The organism is Hoeflea sp. TYP-13 (assembly GCF_040932035.1).
Lineage (GTDB): Bacteria > Pseudomonadota > Alphaproteobacteria > Rhizobiales > Rhizobiaceae > Hoeflea_A.
Genome location: NZ_JBFRBB010000001.1, coordinates 1,322,014 through 1,341,853, shown reverse-complemented (window position 1 = coordinate 1,341,853; position 19,840 = coordinate 1,322,014). Strand labels below are relative to the sequence as shown.

The 19,840-nt window shown below is 57.9% G+C and carries 21 protein-coding genes; 10 read left to right on the top strand and 11 right to left on the bottom strand.

Annotated features, from left to right (window positions below; all coding sequences use genetic code 11):
• Positions 1-9: 9 nt before the first annotated feature.
• The 3 genes from ABVT35_RS06290 to ABVT35_RS06280 are packed head-to-tail and all read right to left on the bottom strand — an operon-like array spanning position 10 to position 3,175.
• Positions 10-387: a Na+/H+ antiporter subunit C gene (locus ABVT35_RS06290; protein ID WP_368465426.1), complete on the bottom strand. Its 378-nt coding sequence runs from the start codon at positions 385-387 to the stop codon at positions 10-12.
• The gene (locus ABVT35_RS06285; RefSeq protein WP_368465425.1) at positions 387-806 is read right to left on the bottom strand and encodes a Na+/H+ antiporter subunit B; all 420 of its coding nucleotides are present in this window, start codon (positions 804-806) and stop codon (positions 387-389) included. The genes ABVT35_RS06290 and ABVT35_RS06285 overlap by 1 nt, the downstream gene beginning before the upstream one ends.
• A 2-nt stretch (positions 807-808) precedes the next feature.
• On the bottom strand, positions 809-3,175 hold the full coding sequence (locus ABVT35_RS06280; RefSeq protein ID WP_368465424.1) for a putative monovalent cation/H+ antiporter subunit A: 2,367 nt from the start codon (positions 3,173-3,175) through the stop codon (positions 809-811).
• Positions 3,176-3,366: 191 nt separating this feature from the next.
• Between ABVT35_RS06280 and msrB the strand changes: the two genes are divergently transcribed.
• Complete coding sequence (gene msrB, locus ABVT35_RS06275; protein WP_368465423.1) at positions 3,367-3,789, top strand: peptide-methionine (R)-S-oxide reductase MsrB; 423 nt, start codon at positions 3,367-3,369, stop codon at positions 3,787-3,789.
• Positions 3,790-3,795: 6 nt separating this feature from the next.
• Here the strand turns inward: msrB and ABVT35_RS06270 are convergent, their stop codons facing one another.
• Positions 3,796-4,158: an SH3 domain-containing protein gene (locus ABVT35_RS06270; protein WP_368465422.1), complete on the bottom strand. Its 363-nt coding sequence runs from the start codon at positions 4,156-4,158 to the stop codon at positions 3,796-3,798.
• 177 nt (positions 4,159-4,335) lie between these two features.
• Here ABVT35_RS06270 and ABVT35_RS06265 point away from each other — a divergent pair, with 177 nt between their 5' ends.
• On the top strand, positions 4,336-6,423 hold the full coding sequence (locus ABVT35_RS06265) for a S9 family peptidase (RefSeq protein WP_368465421.1): 2,088 nt from the start codon (positions 4,336-4,338) through the stop codon (positions 6,421-6,423).
• A gap of 132 nt (positions 6,424-6,555) precedes the next feature.
• The gene (locus tag ABVT35_RS06260) at positions 6,556-7,347 is read left to right on the top strand and encodes a siderophore-interacting protein (protein ID WP_368465420.1); all 792 of its coding nucleotides are present in this window, start codon (positions 6,556-6,558) and stop codon (positions 7,345-7,347) included.
• Between the two features lie 7 nt (positions 7,348-7,354).
• On the opposite strand, the gene ABVT35_RS06255 is transcribed toward ABVT35_RS06260, so the two are convergent.
• The 4 genes from ABVT35_RS06255 to ABVT35_RS06240 form a co-directional block, all read right to left on the bottom strand.
• Positions 7,355-8,287, bottom strand: a complete 933-nt coding sequence (locus ABVT35_RS06255) for a c-type cytochrome (RefSeq protein WP_368465419.1) — start codon at positions 8,285-8,287, stop codon at positions 7,355-7,357.
• Between the two features lie 95 nt (positions 8,288-8,382).
• Positions 8,383-8,823: a cytochrome c gene (locus ABVT35_RS06250; RefSeq protein ID WP_368465418.1), complete on the bottom strand. Its 441-nt coding sequence runs from the start codon at positions 8,821-8,823 to the stop codon at positions 8,383-8,385.
• A gap of 154 nt (positions 8,824-8,977) precedes the next feature.
• Entirely contained in the window at positions 8,978-9,574 is a 597-nt protein-coding gene (locus ABVT35_RS06245; RefSeq protein WP_368465417.1) for a superoxide dismutase, read from the bottom strand.
• Between the two features lie 121 nt (positions 9,575-9,695).
• The gene (locus tag ABVT35_RS06240) at positions 9,696-10,574 is read right to left on the bottom strand and encodes a branched-chain amino acid aminotransferase (RefSeq protein WP_368465416.1); all 879 of its coding nucleotides are present in this window, start codon (positions 10,572-10,574) and stop codon (positions 9,696-9,698) included.
• Positions 10,575-10,755: 181 nt separating this feature from the next.
• On the opposite strand from ABVT35_RS06240, the gene ABVT35_RS06235 reads away from it, so the two are divergent.
• Together ABVT35_RS06235 and ABVT35_RS06230 are read left to right on the top strand one after the other, a co-directional pair.
• Positions 10,756-11,418 carry a haloacid dehalogenase type II gene (locus tag ABVT35_RS06235; protein ID WP_368465415.1) on the top strand — a complete coding sequence of 221 codons (663 nt, stop codon included), beginning with the start codon at positions 10,756-10,758 and terminating at the stop codon, positions 11,416-11,418.
• Positions 11,419-11,496: 78 nt separating this feature from the next.
• Positions 11,497-12,183 (top strand): L,D-transpeptidase, encoded by a 687-nt coding sequence (locus tag ABVT35_RS06230; RefSeq protein ID WP_368465414.1) that lies wholly within the window; start codon positions 11,497-11,499, stop codon positions 12,181-12,183.
• A 3-nt stretch (positions 12,184-12,186) separates the two neighbouring features.
• Here the strand turns inward: ABVT35_RS06230 and ABVT35_RS06225 are convergent, their stop codons facing one another.
• Positions 12,187-13,791, bottom strand: a complete 1,605-nt coding sequence (locus tag ABVT35_RS06225) for a helicase HerA-like C-terminal domain-containing protein (protein ID WP_368465413.1) — start codon at positions 13,789-13,791, stop codon at positions 12,187-12,189.
• A gap of 173 nt (positions 13,792-13,964) precedes the next feature.
• Between ABVT35_RS06225 and ABVT35_RS06220 the strand changes: the two genes are divergently transcribed.
• Entirely contained in the window at positions 13,965-14,345 is a 381-nt protein-coding gene (locus tag ABVT35_RS06220; RefSeq protein ID WP_368465412.1) for a VOC family protein, read from the top strand.
• Between the two features lie 9 nt (positions 14,346-14,354).
• Here the strand turns inward: ABVT35_RS06220 and phnX are convergent, their stop codons facing one another.
• Positions 14,355-15,134: a phosphonoacetaldehyde hydrolase gene (gene phnX, locus ABVT35_RS06215; RefSeq protein ID WP_368465411.1), complete on the bottom strand. Its 780-nt coding sequence runs from the start codon at positions 15,132-15,134 to the stop codon at positions 14,355-14,357.
• A 116-nt stretch (positions 15,135-15,250) separates the two neighbouring features.
• Here phnX and ABVT35_RS06210 point away from each other — a divergent pair, with 116 nt between their 5' ends.
• The 3 genes from ABVT35_RS06210 (at position 15,251) to ABVT35_RS06200 (ending at position 17,642) form a co-directional block, all read left to right on the top strand.
• The gene (locus tag ABVT35_RS06210) at positions 15,251-16,624 is read left to right on the top strand and encodes a TIGR03808 family TAT-translocated repetitive protein (RefSeq protein WP_368465410.1); all 1,374 of its coding nucleotides are present in this window, start codon (positions 15,251-15,253) and stop codon (positions 16,622-16,624) included.
• A gap of 39 nt (positions 16,625-16,663) precedes the next feature.
• On the top strand, positions 16,664-17,185 hold the full coding sequence (locus ABVT35_RS06205; protein WP_368465409.1) for a hypothetical protein: 522 nt from the start codon (positions 16,664-16,666) through the stop codon (positions 17,183-17,185).
• 64 nt (positions 17,186-17,249) lie between these two features.
• Positions 17,250-17,642: a lysozyme inhibitor LprI family protein gene (locus ABVT35_RS06200; RefSeq protein ID WP_368465408.1), complete on the top strand. Its 393-nt coding sequence runs from the start codon at positions 17,250-17,252 to the stop codon at positions 17,640-17,642.
• Between the two features lie 24 nt (positions 17,643-17,666).
• Here the strand turns inward: ABVT35_RS06200 and ABVT35_RS06195 are convergent, their stop codons facing one another.
• Positions 17,667-18,671 carry an asparaginase gene (locus tag ABVT35_RS06195; protein WP_368465407.1) on the bottom strand — a complete coding sequence of 335 codons (1,005 nt, stop codon included), beginning with the start codon at positions 18,669-18,671 and terminating at the stop codon, positions 17,667-17,669.
• A 207-nt stretch (positions 18,672-18,878) separates the two neighbouring features.
• Between ABVT35_RS06195 and ABVT35_RS06190 the strand changes: the two genes are divergently transcribed.
• On the top strand, positions 18,879-19,679 hold the full coding sequence (locus ABVT35_RS06190) for a hypothetical protein (protein ID WP_368465406.1): 801 nt from the start codon (positions 18,879-18,881) through the stop codon (positions 19,677-19,679).
• Positions 19,680-19,840: the final 161 nt, after the last annotated feature.

The window sequence follows — 19,840 nt, the reverse complement described above, 5'->3', positions numbered from 1 at the left end:
TTCTTCCGTTCAGTATCCCAGCGGCGGCATTTCCTGATCTTCAGGTTCTGCAAAACGCATTTCTTCCGTGTCGTCGGTTTCCAGCTCCTGATAGGCGCGGTAGGCCAGAACCAGCAAAAAGGCAAAAAAGGAAAATGAGATCACAATCGCCGTCAGGATCAGCGCCTGCGGCAGTGGGTTTGCCGTCACCATGCCGGTCACCGTGCTGTCCCCCGACAGGATCGGCGGAATTTCGCGCGTCAGCCGCCCGGAGGTGAAAATCAGGAGATTGACCGCATTGCTCAAAATGGCCGCGCCAAGCAGGATCCGGATTATGTGTTTGGACAGGAACAGATAGATGGCGACCGCAAAGAAAACGCCAACCAACAGGGTCATCAAGGCTTCCATCAGTCCGTAGACCTTTCTTCAAGGGCAAGCGCAATCGACGTGATTGCCCCTACGACCACGAAATAGACTCCGACATCAAAAAGCAGCACGGTCGACAGTGCGAGTTCCTCGCCGAACACGGGGATATAGACCCAAAGGCCGGTCATGAACGGAACACCGGTGAATATCGAAAGCAGCCCGGCGATGGTCGCCATCATCAGACCGGCTCCGGCAATGGCCATCGGGTGGAAATAGAGCGCGCGGCGCACCGGCGATACCCCGCAGGCAATGCCGTAAATCGCAAATGCCGACGCGGCAATCAAACCGCCGATAAAGCCGCCGCCGGGCTCATTGTGCCCGCGCAACAGCACGAAGACGGAAAACAGCACCATCAGACTGCTGAGGAACGGGGCGACCGTGCGGAATATCAGTGTGCGCATGACTACCGCCTCTCCTCTTCGCTCGGATCATTGGTGGCAATCGGCACCGCCGGGCGGAGCTGGATGCGGATCAGCGACAATATGGCAAGTCCCGCCACCATGACGACTGCGATCTCGCCCCAGGTATCTGTACCGCGGAAGTCGACCAGTATGACGTTGACGATGTTTGCGCCATGGGCAATCGACAGCGAATAGCGGGTGAAAAACTCCGACAGCGTTGCATCGAACGGCAGTTGTGTGACCTTCAGCAGAAGCATTACGAAGGCGGTCGCGCCGATGACCGAAATAATCATGTCGACGACCTTTTTTCCCGCCGGACGGTGGTCGGCCGGCGTCAGCCGCAGCCGTGTCATCGCCAGGGCAAGAATCACAACCGACAGCGTTTCGACCATGAACTGCGTAAAGGACAGGTCAGGCGCGCCAAAGAGCATGAAAAGAAGCGCCACCGCGAAGCCCTGGATGCCGAGGGAAACAATCGCCGTCAGCCGATCCTTCGCATACAGGACGCTCAGCAGCCCCGCAGCGGCAATCGCCATGATCGCCGTTTCGTAAAACGACAGGCTTTCGGGCATGGTTGGAAGCCCCGGCAGCTCGTCGAACATGAACATCGGCACCAGAACGGCTATGGCAAGGACGATAAAGGTCGTCTTCATGTAGAATTCGAGGCGGCCGGGCTGCACGATCTGCGTGACATGGAAAGAAATACGCACCGTTCCCCGGATGAACTGGTCGAAACCCTTGTCCGGGCCCCAGCCTATAGCAGCGAGCAGACGCGCCATCGCCTCTCTCATGCGCGCAAGGTTCCGGTAGGCGACGATGCCGAATGCGATTGTCACCAGCGACAACAGCAGCGGCATGCCGATATGGGGTATGATCGAGATATGAACCGAAACCGGCTCGCCCTCAACCGCGGTAGACATCGGGCTGGAGATGAATGCATGCGTCACGGACGAAAACAGCGCGGTCACAAGGCTGCAGATGGCCAGGATCGCAGGACCGAGCCAGAGGAGTATGGGGCCGTCGTGAACATGCCCATTCGGCGCTTTTCTTTCGCCCAGGAAGGGCTTGAGCGCCACGGCAAATCCGATGACGAACATCAGCCCGTTGCCGACAATGGCGACCAGCGTCAGCAAAAGCGGCCAGGCTTCAACATGCCAGAGCCCTGCATAGATTTCCTCTTTGGCCAGGAACCCGAAAAACGGCGGCAGGCCGGCCATGGAGAAAGCCGAAGCAAAGGCCGCTGCGAATATGATCGGCATGGACGACATCAGCCCGCCGACCTTCGTGACGTCGCGTGAGCCGGCCTCGTGGTCAATGGCGCCGGCGACCATGAAGAGCGCACCCTTGAACATGGAGTGCGCAACGAGATAGAGCACCGCCGCCTCAACCGCCTTTTCGTTGCCGAAACCGGTCAGCATGACCAGAAGTCCGAGCGACGAAACCGTTGTATAGGCGAGCATCAGCTTCATGTCGGTCTGACGTATGGCAAGCAGCGTCCCGATGATCAGCGTCGTGCCACCGAAGATCGGAAGCACCGTTTCCCAGGCAACGGTGTCGCCAAGCACCGGATTGAGGCGCATCAGCAAATAGACGCCGGCTTTGACCATGGTTGCAGAATGCAGGTAGGCGGACACCGGGGTCGGCGCCTCCATGGCGTTGGGCAGCCAGAAATGAAGCGGAAACTGTGCCGACTTGGTGAACGCACCACCGAGAACCAGCACGAAAATAGCGATATAAAACGGGCTGTCGGCCAAGGCTCCATGGGAAAGCAACAGCAAGGACATTTCCGAAATGCCGGTGACATTCCAGATGAGCAGCAGGCCTGCGAGAAGGAACAGGCCGCCGCCGCCGGTCACCACCAGCGCCTGCAACGCGGCACGGCGGGAAGCCTCACGCTTGTGGTCGAAGCCGATCAGCAGGAATGAGGTGATCGAGGTCAGCTCCCAAAAGACGAAGAACATCAGGAAATTGTCGGATGTCACCAGGCCAAGCATGGAGCCCATGAACATCAGGATGAAAGAAAAGAACCGGCCAAGATGCGGATGGTTTTTCAGATAACCGCCGCTGTAGAGGACAATCAACGCGCCAATACCGCTGATCAGCAGTGCGAAAGTCAGCGACAGTCCGTCGATTAGCCAGGAAAAATTTACCCGGAAAGCAGGTATCCACTGATAGCCGCCGGTGACCACCTCGCCACGTGAAACATCGGGCAGAAAGCTGGAAAAATGCCAGAATATGGCCACCGGTACGATAGCCAGCAACCAAGCTGCATTGTGTTTGAAAAGCCGGGTGAGCGCTGGGGCAAATATCGCCGCAATAAACGGTAACAGCAGGACAAAAAGTGTCGTGCTGGGCATGTAGGCGTCCATTCTCTCTCCCGGACGGTATTTCCTTGCAAGAATTCGCCCGAATTTAGTGATGCACTGCATCTACGGCAAGGTCGTGACAGCCGATTTCCACCCGATTCCGGCCTGCACGGGAGTTTTACTGCAATTTGAACAGCAGTTTGTTGCGCGTTGGCGCCGGCGACATTACAGAAATGCTGTCAGGAGGTGCCGTTATGGCTGAAATGAAAAACAAGAAGATTCAAAAAACAGACGCGGAATGGCGCGCCCAGCTTACGCCCGAGCAGTATCACGTGACCCGCAAGGGCGGCACGGAGCGTGCTTTTACCGGGCCCAATTGGGACAATAAGGACGACGGCTATTATCACTGTGTGTGCTGCGGACGTCCCCTGTTTCATTCGGACACCAAATTCGACTCCGGCACAGGATGGCCAAGCTACCATTCGCCGGTGGATCCCGAGGCCGTGACAGAGCACAAGGACCGTTCGTTGTTCATGACGCGTACGGAAATCAAATGTGCCGATTGCGAGGCCCATCTCGGCCATGTCTTCAACGACGGGCCGCATCCGACGGGTTTGCGCTATTGCATGAATGGAACCGCACTTACGTTCAAGGCGGACGACAAGGACGAAAACTGAGGCATCCTACTGCGGGCGGATGTAGCGGCCATAGACCCAGCCGTTCTGCCACTCGCCGGTGCCGGTCGGATCGTGCCAGACTTCGCACCAAGTGTAGCGAACCTTTTGGGCCTGATCCCATTTCGGCAATGTCACGATGTCCTTCAGATCGACACCGTTCATGCAGCGGCCGGTCATGGTGAGCGGCGTTCCGTTCGGGTAACCGGCGCGAATTGCCGATTTCGACGACGGCCAGGCCCTGACGTTCAGAACGTCATCCCAGTCGACATTGGCCACCTCCCAGGCGGCGAATGTGGCTGCGTTTGCCGATGGCGCCGAGATTGCACAGGCTACAACGATGGCTGCAAAGAAATTACGTGATGTGATCATTTTTCTCGCTCCCCTTGTCTGGCGTGAGGCATGTCCGTTGAACGCACTGTGCCAGCCTTTCCATGAACGGGCTCTGACATTTGAGTTCATCGCGCGTTCATGCACATCTTGAACCGCCGGCCCCCGCCCTTTATCTGCGAAACAGACAACAACAGATCTGACCACAAGGGAACTTAAATGTTCAAGGACCTGCCTTCTGCCCCGGTTGCACAAAAACGCCCGATCACCGACACACGCCATGGCGTGGAACGATCGGATGATTATGCCTGGCTGCGCGCAGACAACTGGCAGGAGGTGTTTCAGGACCCCTCCGTACTGGATGTTGGCATAAGGGCCTATCTTGAGGCCGAAAACAGTTATCAGCAGGCCGCCATGGCCGATACGGAAGACCTTCAAAAAGTGCTGTTTGCGGAGATGAAGGGACGGATCAAGGAGGACGATTCTTCTGTTCCCTCCCCTGACGGACCCTTTGCGTACGGCACATCGTTCGTGACAGGCGGCGAGCAGCCGCGGTTCTTTAGAATTCCGCGCGAGGGGGGCGAAGAAGAGTTGCTTCTTGACGGCGACGCGGAAGCCGGTGGTGCGGGTTATTTTCGCCTGTCGGGCGCAAACCACTCACCCGACCATGCGCGCATGATCTGGGGTTATGACGACAAGGGATCGGAGTTTTTCAAGCTGCGTGTCCGCGATCTGGGAAGCAGCAGCGATCTTTCCGATGTTGTCGAAAACACCGGCGGCGGCGGTGCCTGGTCACCCGACGCAAGCGGTTTTTTCTATACGCTGCTTGATGCCAACCATCGCCCGTCCAAGGTTTACTACCACGCACTGGGCGGCAAGCAGGCGGAAGACCGGCTGATCTTCGAAGAAAACGACCCGGGCTTTTTCATGAGCGTCGGTGGAAGCAAGCTCAACGATTTCATATTCATCAACATTCATGATCATGAAACATCCGAGTACCATCTGCTGCCGGCCGGAGACCCCTATGCGGAACCGAAGCTTGTTGCTGCCCGCGAGACAGGCGTTGAATACGACATGCATGAGGGCGGCGATGTTTTCTACATCCTGACCAATGCCGACGGCGCCAAGGATTTCAAAATCGTTGAGACGCCGGTCGATCGGCCGGGGCGTAAAAACTGGCGCGAAGTGGTCCCGCACAAGCCCGGCCGCCTCATCCTTTCCCACACGGTGTTTTCAAACCATCTGGTCCGGCTCGAGCGCGAGGAAGGTCTGCCAAGGATCGTCATTCGCGACCGCAACAATGGCGAGGAGCATTCGATCGCCTTTGACGAGGATGCCTATTCACTCGGCCTGCAGGGTTCGCTCGAATACGATACGGACATCATCCGCTTTTCCTATTCGTCGATGACGACCCCTTCTCAGCAGTATGACTACAACATGCGCACGCGCGAACGCGTGCTTTTGAAGACCCAGGAAGTGCCGTCAGGTCACAACGTGGATGATTACATAACGCGCCGGATCATGGCGCCATCGCACGACGGCACACTCGTTCCTGTGAGCCTTCTTTACCGTAAAGATACCGCGCTTGATGGGTCAGCCCCCTGCCTGCTCTATGGCTACGGCTCCTACGGCGCAACCATACCGGCTTCTTTCAACACGAACTGCCTGTCTCTTGTAGACCGTGGCTTCATCTATGCGATTGCCCATATTCGCGGCGGCAAGGACAAGGGCTTTGCCTGGTACGAGGACGGCAAGCGGCTGAACAAAACCAACACGTTCCTTGATTTCATCGCGGCGGCCGAATTTCTTTCCGCGGAGAAATTCACCTCCTTCGACCGGATCGTCGCACAGGGCGGTTCGGCGGGCGGCATGCTGATGGGCGCGGTCGCCAATATGGCGCCGGACCGGTTCGGTGCGATCATCGCGGCAGTCCCCTTTGTCGACGTTCTAACGACAATGCTCGATGACACTTTGCCGCTCACGCCGCCCGAATGGCCGGAATGGGGCAATCCGATCACGTCCAAGGCCGACTACGACTACATTGCTTCCTATTCGCCCTATGACAATGTCAGCGCGCAGGCCTACCCCCCCATTCTTGCCGTCGCGGGGCTGACGGATCCGCGCGTTACCTACTGGGAACCGGCAAAATGGGTTGCCAAGCTCAGGGCCGAGAAATCGGGCGATGCACCCGTCCTGTTGAAGACCAATATGGAAGCCGGGCACGCCGGGGCTTCGGGCCGGTTTCAGCGGCTTGAAGAGATTGCATTTGAATACGCCTTTGCTCTGAAGGTTACGGACAGGGCCTGAAATTCCGGCAAACGGATTGCCGGATTTCAGCCCTGGATCTGGACCTTTTCGCATCGAACGCTATAACATGACAACAATTGTCAATTTATAGCGGCCGCAATCTGTCCACAGCGCAGGTCTATTGGAGATTTCATGAAACAGCAAAACACAGGCAGACGCACGCGTATCGTGGAAGTGGCGCGCAGCGAGCGGCTGACGCCGACCATGCAGCGGGTGACGCTTTGCGGTGAAGATCTGGCGGATTTTCCCGCCGGACAGGAAAGCGCGCATATCAAACTTTTGATTCCGCAGGAAAACCAGAGCCTGACCGCTTTCCGCGACCTGGTGGAAAGCAAATCCAAAGCCGTTGCCAGACGCACATACACGGTCCGCCACCATCGCGCAGACACCAATGAACTCGATGTCGATTTCGTCGTTCATGACGGTGGAGGTCCGGCGTGCAGTTGGGCGCTTGCGGCCGGGCCTGGTGATTTCATTGGCGTTGCCGGCCCCGGCCCCAAGAAAAAACCGGTCGACAATGCCGACTGGTATTTGTTCGGTGCCGACATGGCTGCCATTCCGGCGGCGGCTGCCGCGCTGGAAGAACTGCCGGATGATGCGGTCGGTCACGCGGTTTTCGAGATCACCTGTGACGACGATATCCAGCCGGTCGATGCACCGGACGGTATCCAGCTTCATTGGCTGGTGCATGAAGACCCGCACACAAGCAGCGAGCAGCAGCTCGAGTTCTTCAGATCAATCGACTGGCCGAAGGGAACGCCCGGAATTTTCGTCGCCGGTGAATCGGGCGCCGTATCGGGACTGCGCAAATATCTGACCAATGAGCGCGGCCTCGACAAACGGGCCATGTATATCAGCGCCTACTGGAAAATCGGCCTGATTGAAGACCAGCACCAGGTGCAAAAACAGGCTGAGGCTGCCTGAAACCTGTCTAGTTCTCTTTGCTGGGGCTTGGATAGCCGTTCGGGCGGGCGGGAACGGCCTTGAGATATTCCGCAATCGCCTCCCTGTCGGATGCCGGAAGCTTTGCCATGTTTTCCTGAACCGAGACCATGGAGCCGCCGGCCGTATCAAAGTCAGGGGTAAAGCCGCTCTCCAGATAGTAAGAAATATCTCCCGTGCTCCAGCTCCTGATGCTGCCGTCCGGGGTGACGTTCGGGATAATGCCCTTGCCGTCCGGATTCGGCGCGCCGGCGAGCCACTCGCCGAGTTTCAGGCCACCGATGAGCGTGCGCGGTGTGTGGCACTCACCGCAGTGCCCCGGCCCTTCCACCAGATACCGGCCGCGCTTCAGCCGATCCGAAGGCGAATTGAACGTTATGACCGGCTCGTCCTTGAGATAAAGCAGGTTCCAGAGGCCGACAGCCCGCCGGATGTTGAAGGGAAACCCGAGCGCGTGATCGGGCGCGACATTGCTGCTCGCCGGCAGTGTTTTCATATACCCCCACAGATCGTTGAGATCCGACATCGAAATCCGCGTGTAGGAGGTATAGGGGAACGAGGGATAGAGATGTTGTCCCTCCGGCGACGTTCCCTTCTTCATGGCATTGGCAAACTGCTCAAAGGTCCAGCCGCCGATCCCGGCCGTTGTGTCGCTCGAAATATTCGGAGCGTAGAACGTGCCGAAATCGCTGTTGATTTCCAGGCCGCCGGCGAGAACGAGCTTGTCGTCGCCCTTCGCACCTGGTGCTGCGTGACAGGAGGCGCAGCCTCCCGCCCAGAACATTTCCTCGCCGCGCGCAAGATCCGGCTCACTCAGATTGGCAAATGCGGATTCACCCAGTTTTCCCGGTGCCGTCAGGAACCACATCACAGCGGCTGCGATCACGGCCAGAACAAGAACGGCTAGGAGCAGTTTGCGCATTTTATCCTCGCAATCGCCAAAGAAACCGGAGCCTCAGGTGCCCGTGCTTCGTTCGAATAGGCGTCGCGACCGAATTGATGTCCGGTCGCGCAACACTACTCTTTTTTGACGCGGTAGGTTTCGTGGCAGGTCTTGCAGTTCTCGGCAACCCGGCCAAAGGCGGCTTTGAATTCGTCTATGTCCTTGGGCGCTGCCTTTACAGCGCTGTCGGTGTCGGCTTCGAATTCCTGGACGGCCTTTTCAAAACCTGGCCGGTCGCTCCAGATTTTCGGGCTGGCTTCGGTTTCGTGACCGGTTTCGGAACCTTCGGGAAATTTGTCGGCAAAGTTCCTGGAAGCTTCGTTCATCTTCTTGAACGCGTTTGCCACTGCTGTGGCGTCATACTCGATCTCGCCCTTGATGGTTTTGGCCAGTGTGCCCATGGCCTCTCCGACGCCCTTCATGGTCTGCTGCCGCTCCTGTTGGGGTTCGGCAGCATAAACCGCCTGGCCCGTCAGGAATACGGCGGCCAGCGCAAGTGCAACAGCGTTCTTCATGTATCTCTCCCTCAACCAGAATTAGAAATGCCACAATAGTAGACAAGACAATTAATAAAACTCAAAGAAAGTTGACCGCTGCAACAATTGTTACAAAAAACCCCGGCAGAACCGGGGTTTTTTGATCTTTTGATCCGCGCTTGCGAGATGCCGCCTAGGCGGATTCGTACATCTCCAGCACGTAGTCCCAGTTGATCAGGCTGTCGACAAATGCCTCGAGATATTTCGGCCGGGCATTGCGGTAATCGATATAGTAGGAGTGCTCCCACACATCGACGCCAAGGATGGGCGATGCACCGTGAACAAGCGGGTTTTCGCCATTGGGCGTCTTCATGATCTCAAGCTTGCCGTCCTTTACAGCCAGCCAGGCCCAACCGGATCCGAACTGGGTCATGCCGGCATTGATGAAGTCGGCGCGGAACTTTTCGTAGCCGCCGAGATCGGAATCGATTGCCGATGCAAGCTTTCCTGGCAGAGACGTTCCGCCCCCGCCCCTCTTCATCCAGTTCCAGAAGTGAACATGGTTGTAGTGCTGGGCGGCGTTGTTGAAGAGGCCTGCATTGCTGCCAAAAGACTGGCGAACCACATCCTCGAGCGAGAGGCTGTCCATGCCGGCATCGGCGGCAAGCTTGTTGCCGTTATCGACATAGGCTTTGTGGTGTTTGTCGTGATGGTATTCCAGCGTCTCACGCGACATATAGGGCGCAAGCGCCTCATAGTCATAGGGAAGATCCGGCAGTTCAAAAGCCATGTCGCTCTCCTTTTCAGGCATTCGGCAAATTGTTGTTATGGCGTGGAACATAGGCGCGGCATGCGTCCGCGGCAAGGCGTCGCACAAGGAATATTTAGCCCGGTGCGACAACCGGCACGTTTTATATCTTCACACCCGAATGCGCCCATTCCCAATAAAGATCGCGCGCACGCCGGGCAACGGGGCCGGCCTGCAATTCACGGTCCTCGATCCTGATGATCGGAACCACCTTGGAATGATTGCCGGTGGAAAAGATCTCGTCGGCACCCATAAAGTCAGACACGTGCAGACGGCTTTCCACCACCTCGTAGCCGGCTTCGCGCAGCAGACTGATGATGCGCGCCCGGGTAATGCCGGCGAGAAACGTGCCGTTCGGAACCGGCGTGAAGACAACGCCGTCCTTGACGAGGAATACGTTGGATGTGCCGGTTTCAGCGACATTGCCGAGCATGTCGAGTACCAGCGCATTGTCGAAGCCGCGTGACTTGGCCTCCAGGATTGCGCGGCCATTGTTCGGATAGAGGCAGCCGCTCTTGGCATTTGTCGGCATGGTTTCGGATGTCGGCCGGCGAAACGGCGATACCGTGACAGAAAACCCGTTGGACGGAATCATAGGCGCTTCATAGAGGCAGAGGCAAAAGCGGGTAGAATCGGGATCCGCCGGCACCGACATGTAGCCACCGTGCTCTGCCCAATACATCGGGCGGATATAGACTGCGGTGTTGCCGTCGAACTTTTTCAATCCGTCCCGGGAGAGCTCTTCGATGGCCTCGGTCGGCATCGTCGCCTTCAAGCCGAGTGCGGCTGCCGAATCGTTGACCCTGGCACTGTGCAAATCAAGGTCGGGCGCGACATTTTCGAACCACCTGGCACCGTCGAAGACGGAGGTGCCAAGCCACATGGCGTGCGAACGCGGGCCGACAAGCGGTACATTGCCCTCGTGCCAGTCGCCGTCAACATAGGTCCAGGTTGTCGATTGCACGCTGGAAACAACTGTCATGAAACTATCCTCGGTCTGGTTCGGCCGAATGGCCGAAACCCTTTGCCCCACTGAAATTGATCGCGCGGGCAAGGTCAATATCTAGAGCATGAGGAGACCAATCAAAGATAGATATTTTCAGGCCCTTGACGAACCGTTCAAGCCGGAACATGCTGCAGTGCAAAATGAAAGGACCGATGTAATGCCTTCCGCAAACCCCTACGCGGCTTATGTTTTTGATGCCTACGGCACACTGTTCGATGTGCACGCGGCGGTTCGCCGCCATGCAGCGGACATCGGGCCGGAGGGCCAGCTCCTGTCGGAAATCTGGCGCAATAAGCAACTGGAATATTCGTGGGTCCGTTCAACGATGGGCGCTTATGTAGATTTCTGGCAACTGACCGAACAGGCGCTCGATTTTGCTCTGGCCCGGGTGCCGGCCGTCGATGCATCGCACCGCGATGCGTTGCTCGAGGCCTATTGGAAGCTGGATTGCTATGAGGAGGTGCCGTCGGTCCTGAAAGCACTGAAAGATCGCGGGGCAAAACTGGCCATCTTATCGAACGGCTCGCCCGAAATGCTCGAATCGGCGGTTCGCAACGCTGCGCTCGATACGATCCTCGACGATGTGTTTTCCGTTGACGAACTGAGGACGTTCAAAGCGACACCTGCTGTCTACGAAATGGTGACCACCGCTTACCGGCTCTATCCGGATGCGGTTTCGTTTCAGTCTTCCAACCGCTGGGACGTTGCGGGCGCCAAGAAATTCGGTTTCCGTGCGGTCTGGGTCAACCGCACGTCCAACCCGGACGAATACAAGGACTATTCCCCGGACGTCGTTTTGCCGAATCTCGAGCAACTCTGAAACGCAAGCGGCGCGGGACACCTGCCTCGGGTAAGGTAGAGCGAATAATGTCTGCCCCGAGATCGGGGAAAACGGGCTTTGTCAGGACGGGAAATTGCCATCACATCCAACGGAATAACGCGCCGCGCGCTTCTCGGTGCGGCATGCGCGTTGCTGTCCGGGTGTATCGATCGGCAGTCCCCGTCCGGATTTGCCCAGCAGACAGCGCCTTCACGTCAGCTCAACTATCCGATCGAGCCCTATGACGTGATGTATGGCGGAATTGAGGAATACGGGTTCAGGATACCGCCCATTCCCTATGAGCGGCTCAATCCGGATTATCTCAGGCAGATTGTTCACGATCCGACGGAAGAACCCGTCGGCACTATCGTGATCGATGCGAACTCACGCTACCTCTACGTCATCCTCGAGGACCGCAAGGCAGTGCGGTACGGCATTGCGATCGGCCCCGAATATTACCATGCGCCAATGAAGGCTGTTATGGGCAGGCGCGAGCAGTGGCCGGTCTGGTACGCTGAGGCACCGATTGCACCGAAAAAGAAAAATCAGTCCAAAAAACTGCCGGCCGGATTGGAGAACCCCTACGGCGCGCGGGCGCTTCATATCCGTCAAAACAGCGCAAACACACGCATCGTCATTCACGGCACGGCGCAGTGGCAGGACATTGGTAACGAGACGGAAACCGGATGCATCGCAATGCTCAACCAGGACGTTATCGATCTCGACCAGCGAACGAAACCCGGCGCTCGCGTCATCATCCTGTAGGACCTACAGACCTTTTTTCAGGCTCCCCAGAATTCCACGCACAAGTGCTCGGCCCAGCGAGCTTGCAACCGACCGGGCTGCCGATTTCATCGCCGCTTCGGCCACGGACTGGCGGCGGCGGCGCGGACGTGAGCGCGATCGCGAGCGCCGTCTTCGTGACGACTTCTTGCGTCCACGATCGTCATAGTCATCGTCATCATCGTCGTCGTCGCCAAAACCCGGCAATGTCCACCGGCGGCTTTCCTGCAGCTCTTCTTCGTCCTCTTCCTCCCGGCGGCGTTTTTCTTCCTCGGCCTTTGCTGCTTCCTCGGCCCGCTTGTGCAGTATCTCGAAGGCCGAATTGCGATCAACATCGTCGTCGTAGATGCCGGCAACCGGGCTGACATTCATCGTCTTGCGGCGTTCGCTGTCCGAGATCGGTCCCAGCCGCGACGATGGCGGCCTGATCAAGGTGCGCTGTACGACTGAAGGCACACCCTTGGACTCCAAAGTCGAAACAAGCGCCTCGCCAACGCCAAGCTGGGTAATCGCCTCGAAACAATCGAATTCCGGGTTCGGGCGGAATGTTTCGGCTGCCGTCTTGACCGCTTTCTGCTCGCGCGGCGTATAGGCGCGCAGCGCGTGCTGGATGCGGTTGCCGAGTTGCGACAGTACGGACTCGGGAACGTCGAGCGGATTTTGAGTCACAAAATAAATGCCAACGCCTTTGGAGCGGATGAGCCGGACGACCTGCTCTACCCTCTCGATCAGAGCCTTTGGCGCATCGTCGAACAGGAGATGGGCTTCATCGAAAAAGAACACGAGGCGCGGCCTGTCCGGATCGCCTACCTCGGGCAGCTCTTCGAAGAGCTCTGATAGCAGCCACAGAAGAAACGTGCCGTAAAGGCGGGGATTCATCATCAGCTTGTCGGCAGCAAGGACGCTGATGGCGCCGCGCCCGTCCGGGGTCGTGCGCATCATGTCACTGATTTTCAGCGCCGGCTCGCCAAAGAACTTTTCGGCGCCCTGCTGCTCCAGCACCAGCAGGTCACGCTGAATGGCACCGACCGATTGTTTGGAGATGTTGCCGTAGATGCCGGACAATTCCTTGTTGTGCTCGGCCATATAGGAGAGCATCGACTGCAGATCCTTCATGTCGAGAAGCGCAAGGCCGTTTTCATCGGCAATCTTGAAGGCGATGTTCAAGACGCCCTCCTGCGCATCGGTCATGTCCATGAGGCGGGCCAGCAGCAGCGGGCCCATCTCGGTCAGTGTCGTGCGGATCCGGTGTCCCTTCTCGCCGAACAAATCCCAGAACACCACCGGAAACTCCTGGAACGTGTAAGGGTCGAGACCGATCGTCGAAGCCCGCTTTTCCAGGAAATCCTTGTATTCGCCAATCGCCGCGATGCCCGAAAGGTCGCCCTTGACGTCGGCACAGAAAACCGGGACGCCGGCATTGGCAAACCCTTCCGCAAGGATTTGCAGCGTCACCGTCTTGCCGGTACCGGTCGCACCGGTGATCAGGCCGTGGCGGTTGGCGTATCCCAGATCGAGATACTCGCCCTTATTGATGGAATCGTCCGGATTACGGCTGGTTCCGAGATATAGTTTTCCGTCCTGAAGCATATTGAGCCCCGTCCCCTCTATTTGCTCCCATCTTTATAGGAGTGCTTCCGGCCTTGGACAATTACGGAAGTGATCGAAGCCTGTATTATTTCGACGGCGAAATTTTGATCATGGATTCAAACCGGCTAACCTGAATATCATCGCTCGACAACCCGCTTTAAAAGGACATTGCCATGGAAAAGGTTCTCGGAATTGGAGGCATGTTTTTTCGGGCAGAGAACCCGAAGGCGCTCGCCCGCTGGTACGCCGAGCATCTGGGCGTTAGGGAAGTTCCGCAAAGCTATGACGAGGAGTGCTGGCACCAGGCTGCCGGCTTCACCGTTTTTGCGCCGTTCGAGAAGAATACCGATTATTTCGGGCAGGCCGATCAGCAGTGGATGATCAATTTCCGGGTGCGGAACCTCGACGCCATGGTTGAGCAATTGCGCTCCGCCGGTATCGAGGTCGAGGTCAATGCGGAGACCTACCCCAACGGCCGCTTTGCGCGCCTGCACGACCCCGAGGGCAATCCGATCGAGCTTTGGGAGCCGGCTGAAAATCAGGCGGGCAAATAAAGCCGCCAATTATCGGAGACTTTCCAACAGCGCCGGCAAGTCGGCCACGGTGTCGATAACATGGTCGGCGCCTGCCGCCTTGAGCCGCTTAGCAGCACCTTCGCGCAGTTCAGCCACCGCGCCAGGTTCCAGATTGGCAAGTTCATCGACTGTCTTTCCGGCGTAATTGCCTGATAGTGCTACCCCGACGGTCAGGCAGCCCGCTGCAACACCTTCTGCAATACCCGGCTCGGTATCGTCGACTTTGATGATCTGGCGCGCATCGGCAACGCCGAGATCAAGGCAGCATTTGTATATGCCCATCGGCGAAGGCCGACCGAAAGGCAGGTCGTCCGAGCACACGAGATTGTCGGGCCTGTAGCCCTGCTCGGCGGCAACCGGCACAACATGCTCCATGATCGAACGCGTATAGCCGGTGGTGGATCCGATCTTCAGGCCACGGGAGCGAAGCGCTTCGACCGTTTCCCTTGCGCCCGGCACCAGGGTCGCATAGCGCGCCGCAACCCTTTCGTTCATGGGTACGAACACTTCGTAAAGTGCGTCGATATCCTCTTCACCGGGAAGATTGCCGTGTGCTTCCTGCCATGTGGCGGCAATCCGCTGCATTTCGGTCATCGCCTTGATATGATCGCGCTTGGGCAGTCCCATCGGTGCGCGCGCCTCGTCAATGCTGACCTCGACGCCGAACCGGTCGAACACTTCGACAAAAACCCCCATTGGAGCGAAGGAGCCGAAATCGACCGTGGTTCCAGCCCAATCGAACACCACTGCCCTGTACAAACCGCCCAATTTCCAAGCCTCCGGAAAACCATCCATCATCTGTTTACATTACCCCGATAGGCTACCGGATAGACCCAGACACGTTCAATCCGCATGACATCGAGTGATGGCGGGCAGATGATGAAATGACGATGACAACACGCCGTTCCCTGTTGCTGACCGCGAGCACAGCGCTGCTTGGCGGCCTCGTTGCCGCCCGCGCCCAGACACCGGAGACGAGAATTGCCGGTCTGCGCGGCTCACTGGACGCCGTCGACCTCGGCATGCGTCCGGGCGCGGCTGACGATCAAAGCCGGGAACTCAACGAAATCCTGCGTTCGGCGGCAGCCGAGCGCAAACCGGTTTTTCTGCCGCCCGGAACCTACGTCGTTTCCAATTTGAACCTGCCGGATTTTGTTCACCTGTCGGGCATCGCCGGAGCGACCAGACTTGTCTATGGCGGTGAAGGTCACTTTCTGCTTGCCGAAAATGCCGAGCAAATCAGGCTCTCGGAACTCACGATCGACGGCGCCAACCGGTGGCTCGCGGATTATGCGAAGGCCATCGTGCAAATCACCGGGACAGGCAACGTTTCCATCAACGACTGCGATATTTTAGGCAGCCGAAAACATGCCATATCGCTGGAGGCCTGCGGCGGTTCGATCACCCGTACGAAGATTGCCGGTGCGGCTGAAGCCGCCATTTATTGCGTGGAAGGAACCGGATTTCGCATCGCGGACAATGAAATTGCCGACTGCGCCAATGGCGGCATCCTGGTGCACCGCTGGCAGGTCGGTCCGGACGGCAGCCTGATTACCGGCAACCGCATTGCACGCATCAACGCCAGGGCGGGCGGCACCGGACAATACGGCAACGGCATCAACGTCTTTCGCGCCGGCAATGTGCTGATCGCCAACAACACGCTGAGCGATTGCGCATTTTCCGCCATTCGCTCCAACAGCGGCTCGGACGTGCAGATTGTCGGCAATCAGTGCCGCGGGAGCGGCGAAACGGCCATATATTCCGAATTCGCCTTTGAGGGAGCGGTTGTCGCCAACAATCTGATCGACGGCGCCGCCAACGGAATCTCCATTGCCAATTTCAATGAAGGCGGCCGGCTTGCCGCCGTCAGCGGCAACCTCATCCGCAACCTGACAACCGTCGGCCCCTACCCCGAAGAAGGATTCGGGTTCGGATGGGGCATCGGTGTTGAAGCCGATACGGCTGTTACCGGAAACGTCATCGATAATGCGCCGCGGGCCGGTATGCTGTTCGGCTGGGGACCTTATCTGCGTGGCGTCGCGGCGACTGGAAACGTCATCCGCAACAGTGCGCTGGGGATTGCCGTATCGGTCGTCGACGGCATCGAGGGCGTTGTGATCAGCAATAATCTGTTCCAGAACACACTTCGGGGCGCGGTGGTCGGCTACCGCTGGCAGGAACGGGCGACTGAAGATCTGACTCGCGATGGGTCGCAACAATTCGAACAACTCACCATCAGTGGCAACACGGTTGTATAGCCTAATTGGCCTTTACGCCCTTTTTTGCAGAGAACCCCATTGAAACGCATCCTTATCATCGGAAACGGGGGCGCCGGCAAGACGACACTCTCCAAGCTTCTCGGACAAAAACTGGAGCTGCCGCTGGTCCACCTGGACGAACTGTTGTGGCAACCTGGGTGGATCGAGACTGAACGACAGGTCTTCGACCGGCATTTGTCGATGGAACTTGAAAAGGAAAAATGGATCATCGACGGCAACTACGTACGCACTTTGCCGCAGAGACTGGCGCGCGCGGATACGGTCATCTTCCTGGACTTCAATCGTTGGGTCTGCACGGCCCGCGTCATCAAACGCTGGCTTCTTCAGGACGGTTATCAGGCCGAAGGCTGTCCACATAAGGTCGATTGGCCGTTTTTCAAATATGTCTTTGCCGGATTTGCCGCCGACATCCGGAAAAGGATACTGGTACAACGCGACAAGAGCGGCCCCGCCCGCTGGATCACGCTGAAAAACACACGCGATGTTGAGAAATTTCTTGCAGGTGCCAGCACGCGCGATCCATCCCAAACGAACCTGTGATTTTCCGAACACTACCGCCGGCCACGGGCATTGACTATGGTGAGTGACGCACTTTGGGGAGGTGATGATGCGTACAATGGCGACTGTGCTTTTCTTAGCCGCGGCAAGTCCTGTTCCAGCGCAGGCTCTCAACTGCGACGGAACAACCCCGGAGATGAATCAGTGCGTTTTCGAGGCCTACGATGCCGCGGACCGGGAACTCAACAGGGTGTGGAAGGAGGTGCTGTCGAAAATAAAGCCGGATGACTACCTGCCGGCCGATGATGCGAGGCAGTGGAAAGAACATCTGATCGCGGCACAGCGTGCCTGGGTGACATTCAAGGAAGAGGACTGCCAGGGCGCCGTGTCCTATGAATATTTCGGCGGAACCGGCGCCACATTTGCCGTCGGCTACTGCCTATATGCCCACACCGTTGCACGCACGAACAATCTCAAGGAGCGCTATCTGGAGCGCTAGGCGTCGTACCCTTGGCCGGACTGCTCAGCTGAGCGCATCCGTCACCCGGATCGTTCCGACCTCTATGCCGTTCCAGTTTTTGAGCGTCCGGTTGGCCTGCGCCATCAGTGTTTCCCGCATGTCGTCACCGGCTGTCAAAAACCGCGCGACAAGTGCTGCAACCATCGCATCCACAGCCCGCTTCGTTCCATCCTCGCATTTTACCGCAATGGCAATTCCCTCTTCAGGCAGAGCCGCACAGAAGACGCCCTCGGCACCGGTCTTGGCGAATATCCGTCCGGGCATGGTTTTCATAAGGCGCGTGCAGGTCCGCTTCGTTCCGGCAACATAAAACGGTTCGGCCATGCACGCGTTCACCAGGCGTTTTGCCGCCTTTGCCCGGACAGGTTCAAGACCGGACCCGGTGATCATCCTGGCGAAGCCATGCGCCAGCGAGGTCAGCGGCACGGCATAAGTGGGAATGGAGCATCCATCGGTGCCGCAATTGTCGACGCCCAAATGCTCACCCGTAAGGCTTGCCATCGTATCGCGGATCATACCCTGAATGGCGTGGTCGTAATTGACGTACCCATCATGGCTGATGCCGAGATGACAGGCCGTGCAGATGAAACCTGCATGTTTTCCCGAGCAATTGTTATGGAGCTGTGTCGGCTCCGCGCCGGTCTTTGCCAGCGCGATCATTGCCGCCTGGTCCATCGGCCAGTGACAGCCGCATTCCAATGACGTTTCATCCCGGCCCGCTGCCGCCAGCATGGTTCCGGCGAGATCGGCATGCGCGGGTTCACCCGAATGGGAAGCGCAGGCAAGGGCCAGTTCGCGGTCGCCAAATCCAAGGGCATCGGCAGCACCGCTCTCCACCAGCGGCAATGCCTGCATGGCTTTGACAGCCGACCGCGGAAATACCGGCGCATCAACACTGCCAATGGAAAACAAGGTCTTGCCGCCACCGTCCATAACCACGGCCGAGCCGCGATGCATGCTTTCCACACGCCCGCCCCGGGTCACTTCAACCACAACCGGATTGGTCATCAATTCGCCTCAAATTCTTCTTCCACTTTCCCCTTAGCCGGAGTTGGGCCTGCTGACAATCGCTCTGTGCCCGCCTCGTTCCGCACCTCTTATCGAACTGCCAAAGGTCGGGACGGCTCTTCAAAGCCAGACAAAACACGATCTGTAGACAACATGCCAATTATGAAGTGTAGTGTCAGATAGAAATTCAACCTGGAGGAAAGACGCATGTACAGACTATCAGCCCTCTTCGGCGCTGTATTACTTGCTTTGAGTCCCGGGCTTGCCCTCGCACAGCAGGGTGGCCAGCCAGTACCGGTAATGCCCACACCGGCCTATGAATACGTCCAGCAGGCAAGCTCAATGCAGTATGACGGCACGACGCTCACGCTGCAGGGCGTGGCGCCCTCCACGATTTTCTTCAGCGACCGGCCCTATCGCCTGACCGGACAGGTCGCCACCGGCATGTTTGCCGATCTTTGGAATTCACCGGACGGCCCGTTTGCCTCCGATCCGCCAAATGCGGCAATCTCGGTTCTGGGCAAAACCGATGAAGCGCCGGCAATCGTCGAACTGACGAGCGCCAAGGTGGACGGGACAAGCGTCCAGTATGGCGTGAAGGTTCTGTCGGGAAAACTGCCTGAGAGCGCAGAAAATGTCGCCATGTTCGTCGACCATGGACCGCGTCTGCAAAACCACCCGGCGTCCGGGCATCCGGTCGGATACTATCCCTATCACCCCTACCATCCCTATCACCCGGTTCCGGGCCCCTATTGCTATCACGCGCCCCAGGATCCGGAGTGTCATTACCATCCGTATCATCCGTACCCGCCCTACCCACCGCCGTATCACCCCTACTATTATCCGGGAGCGGCCTTTGCAGCGGGCGCCGTCGTGGGTGCGGCTGCGGCCAGTTCGAACCAGCCACAGCAGACCTACATCTATCCGATTCCGGCAGGCCCAATCCCGGCCCATTGCTACATCAACAGCAATCACACCAGGATGATCTGCTCGGTCCCGATCAATTAGCGAAGATCAAATCGACAAAATACCGGGCTCGCGAAAGCGGGCCCGATTTGGTTTGAGGCGACACATCCGCCCGGGAGCCGATGCTTTCCACCCAGATCGGGACCACGAAGGGTTTGCCACGTTCGAATTGGTGCGGAAGCCTACCCTGCCACTTCCGAAGA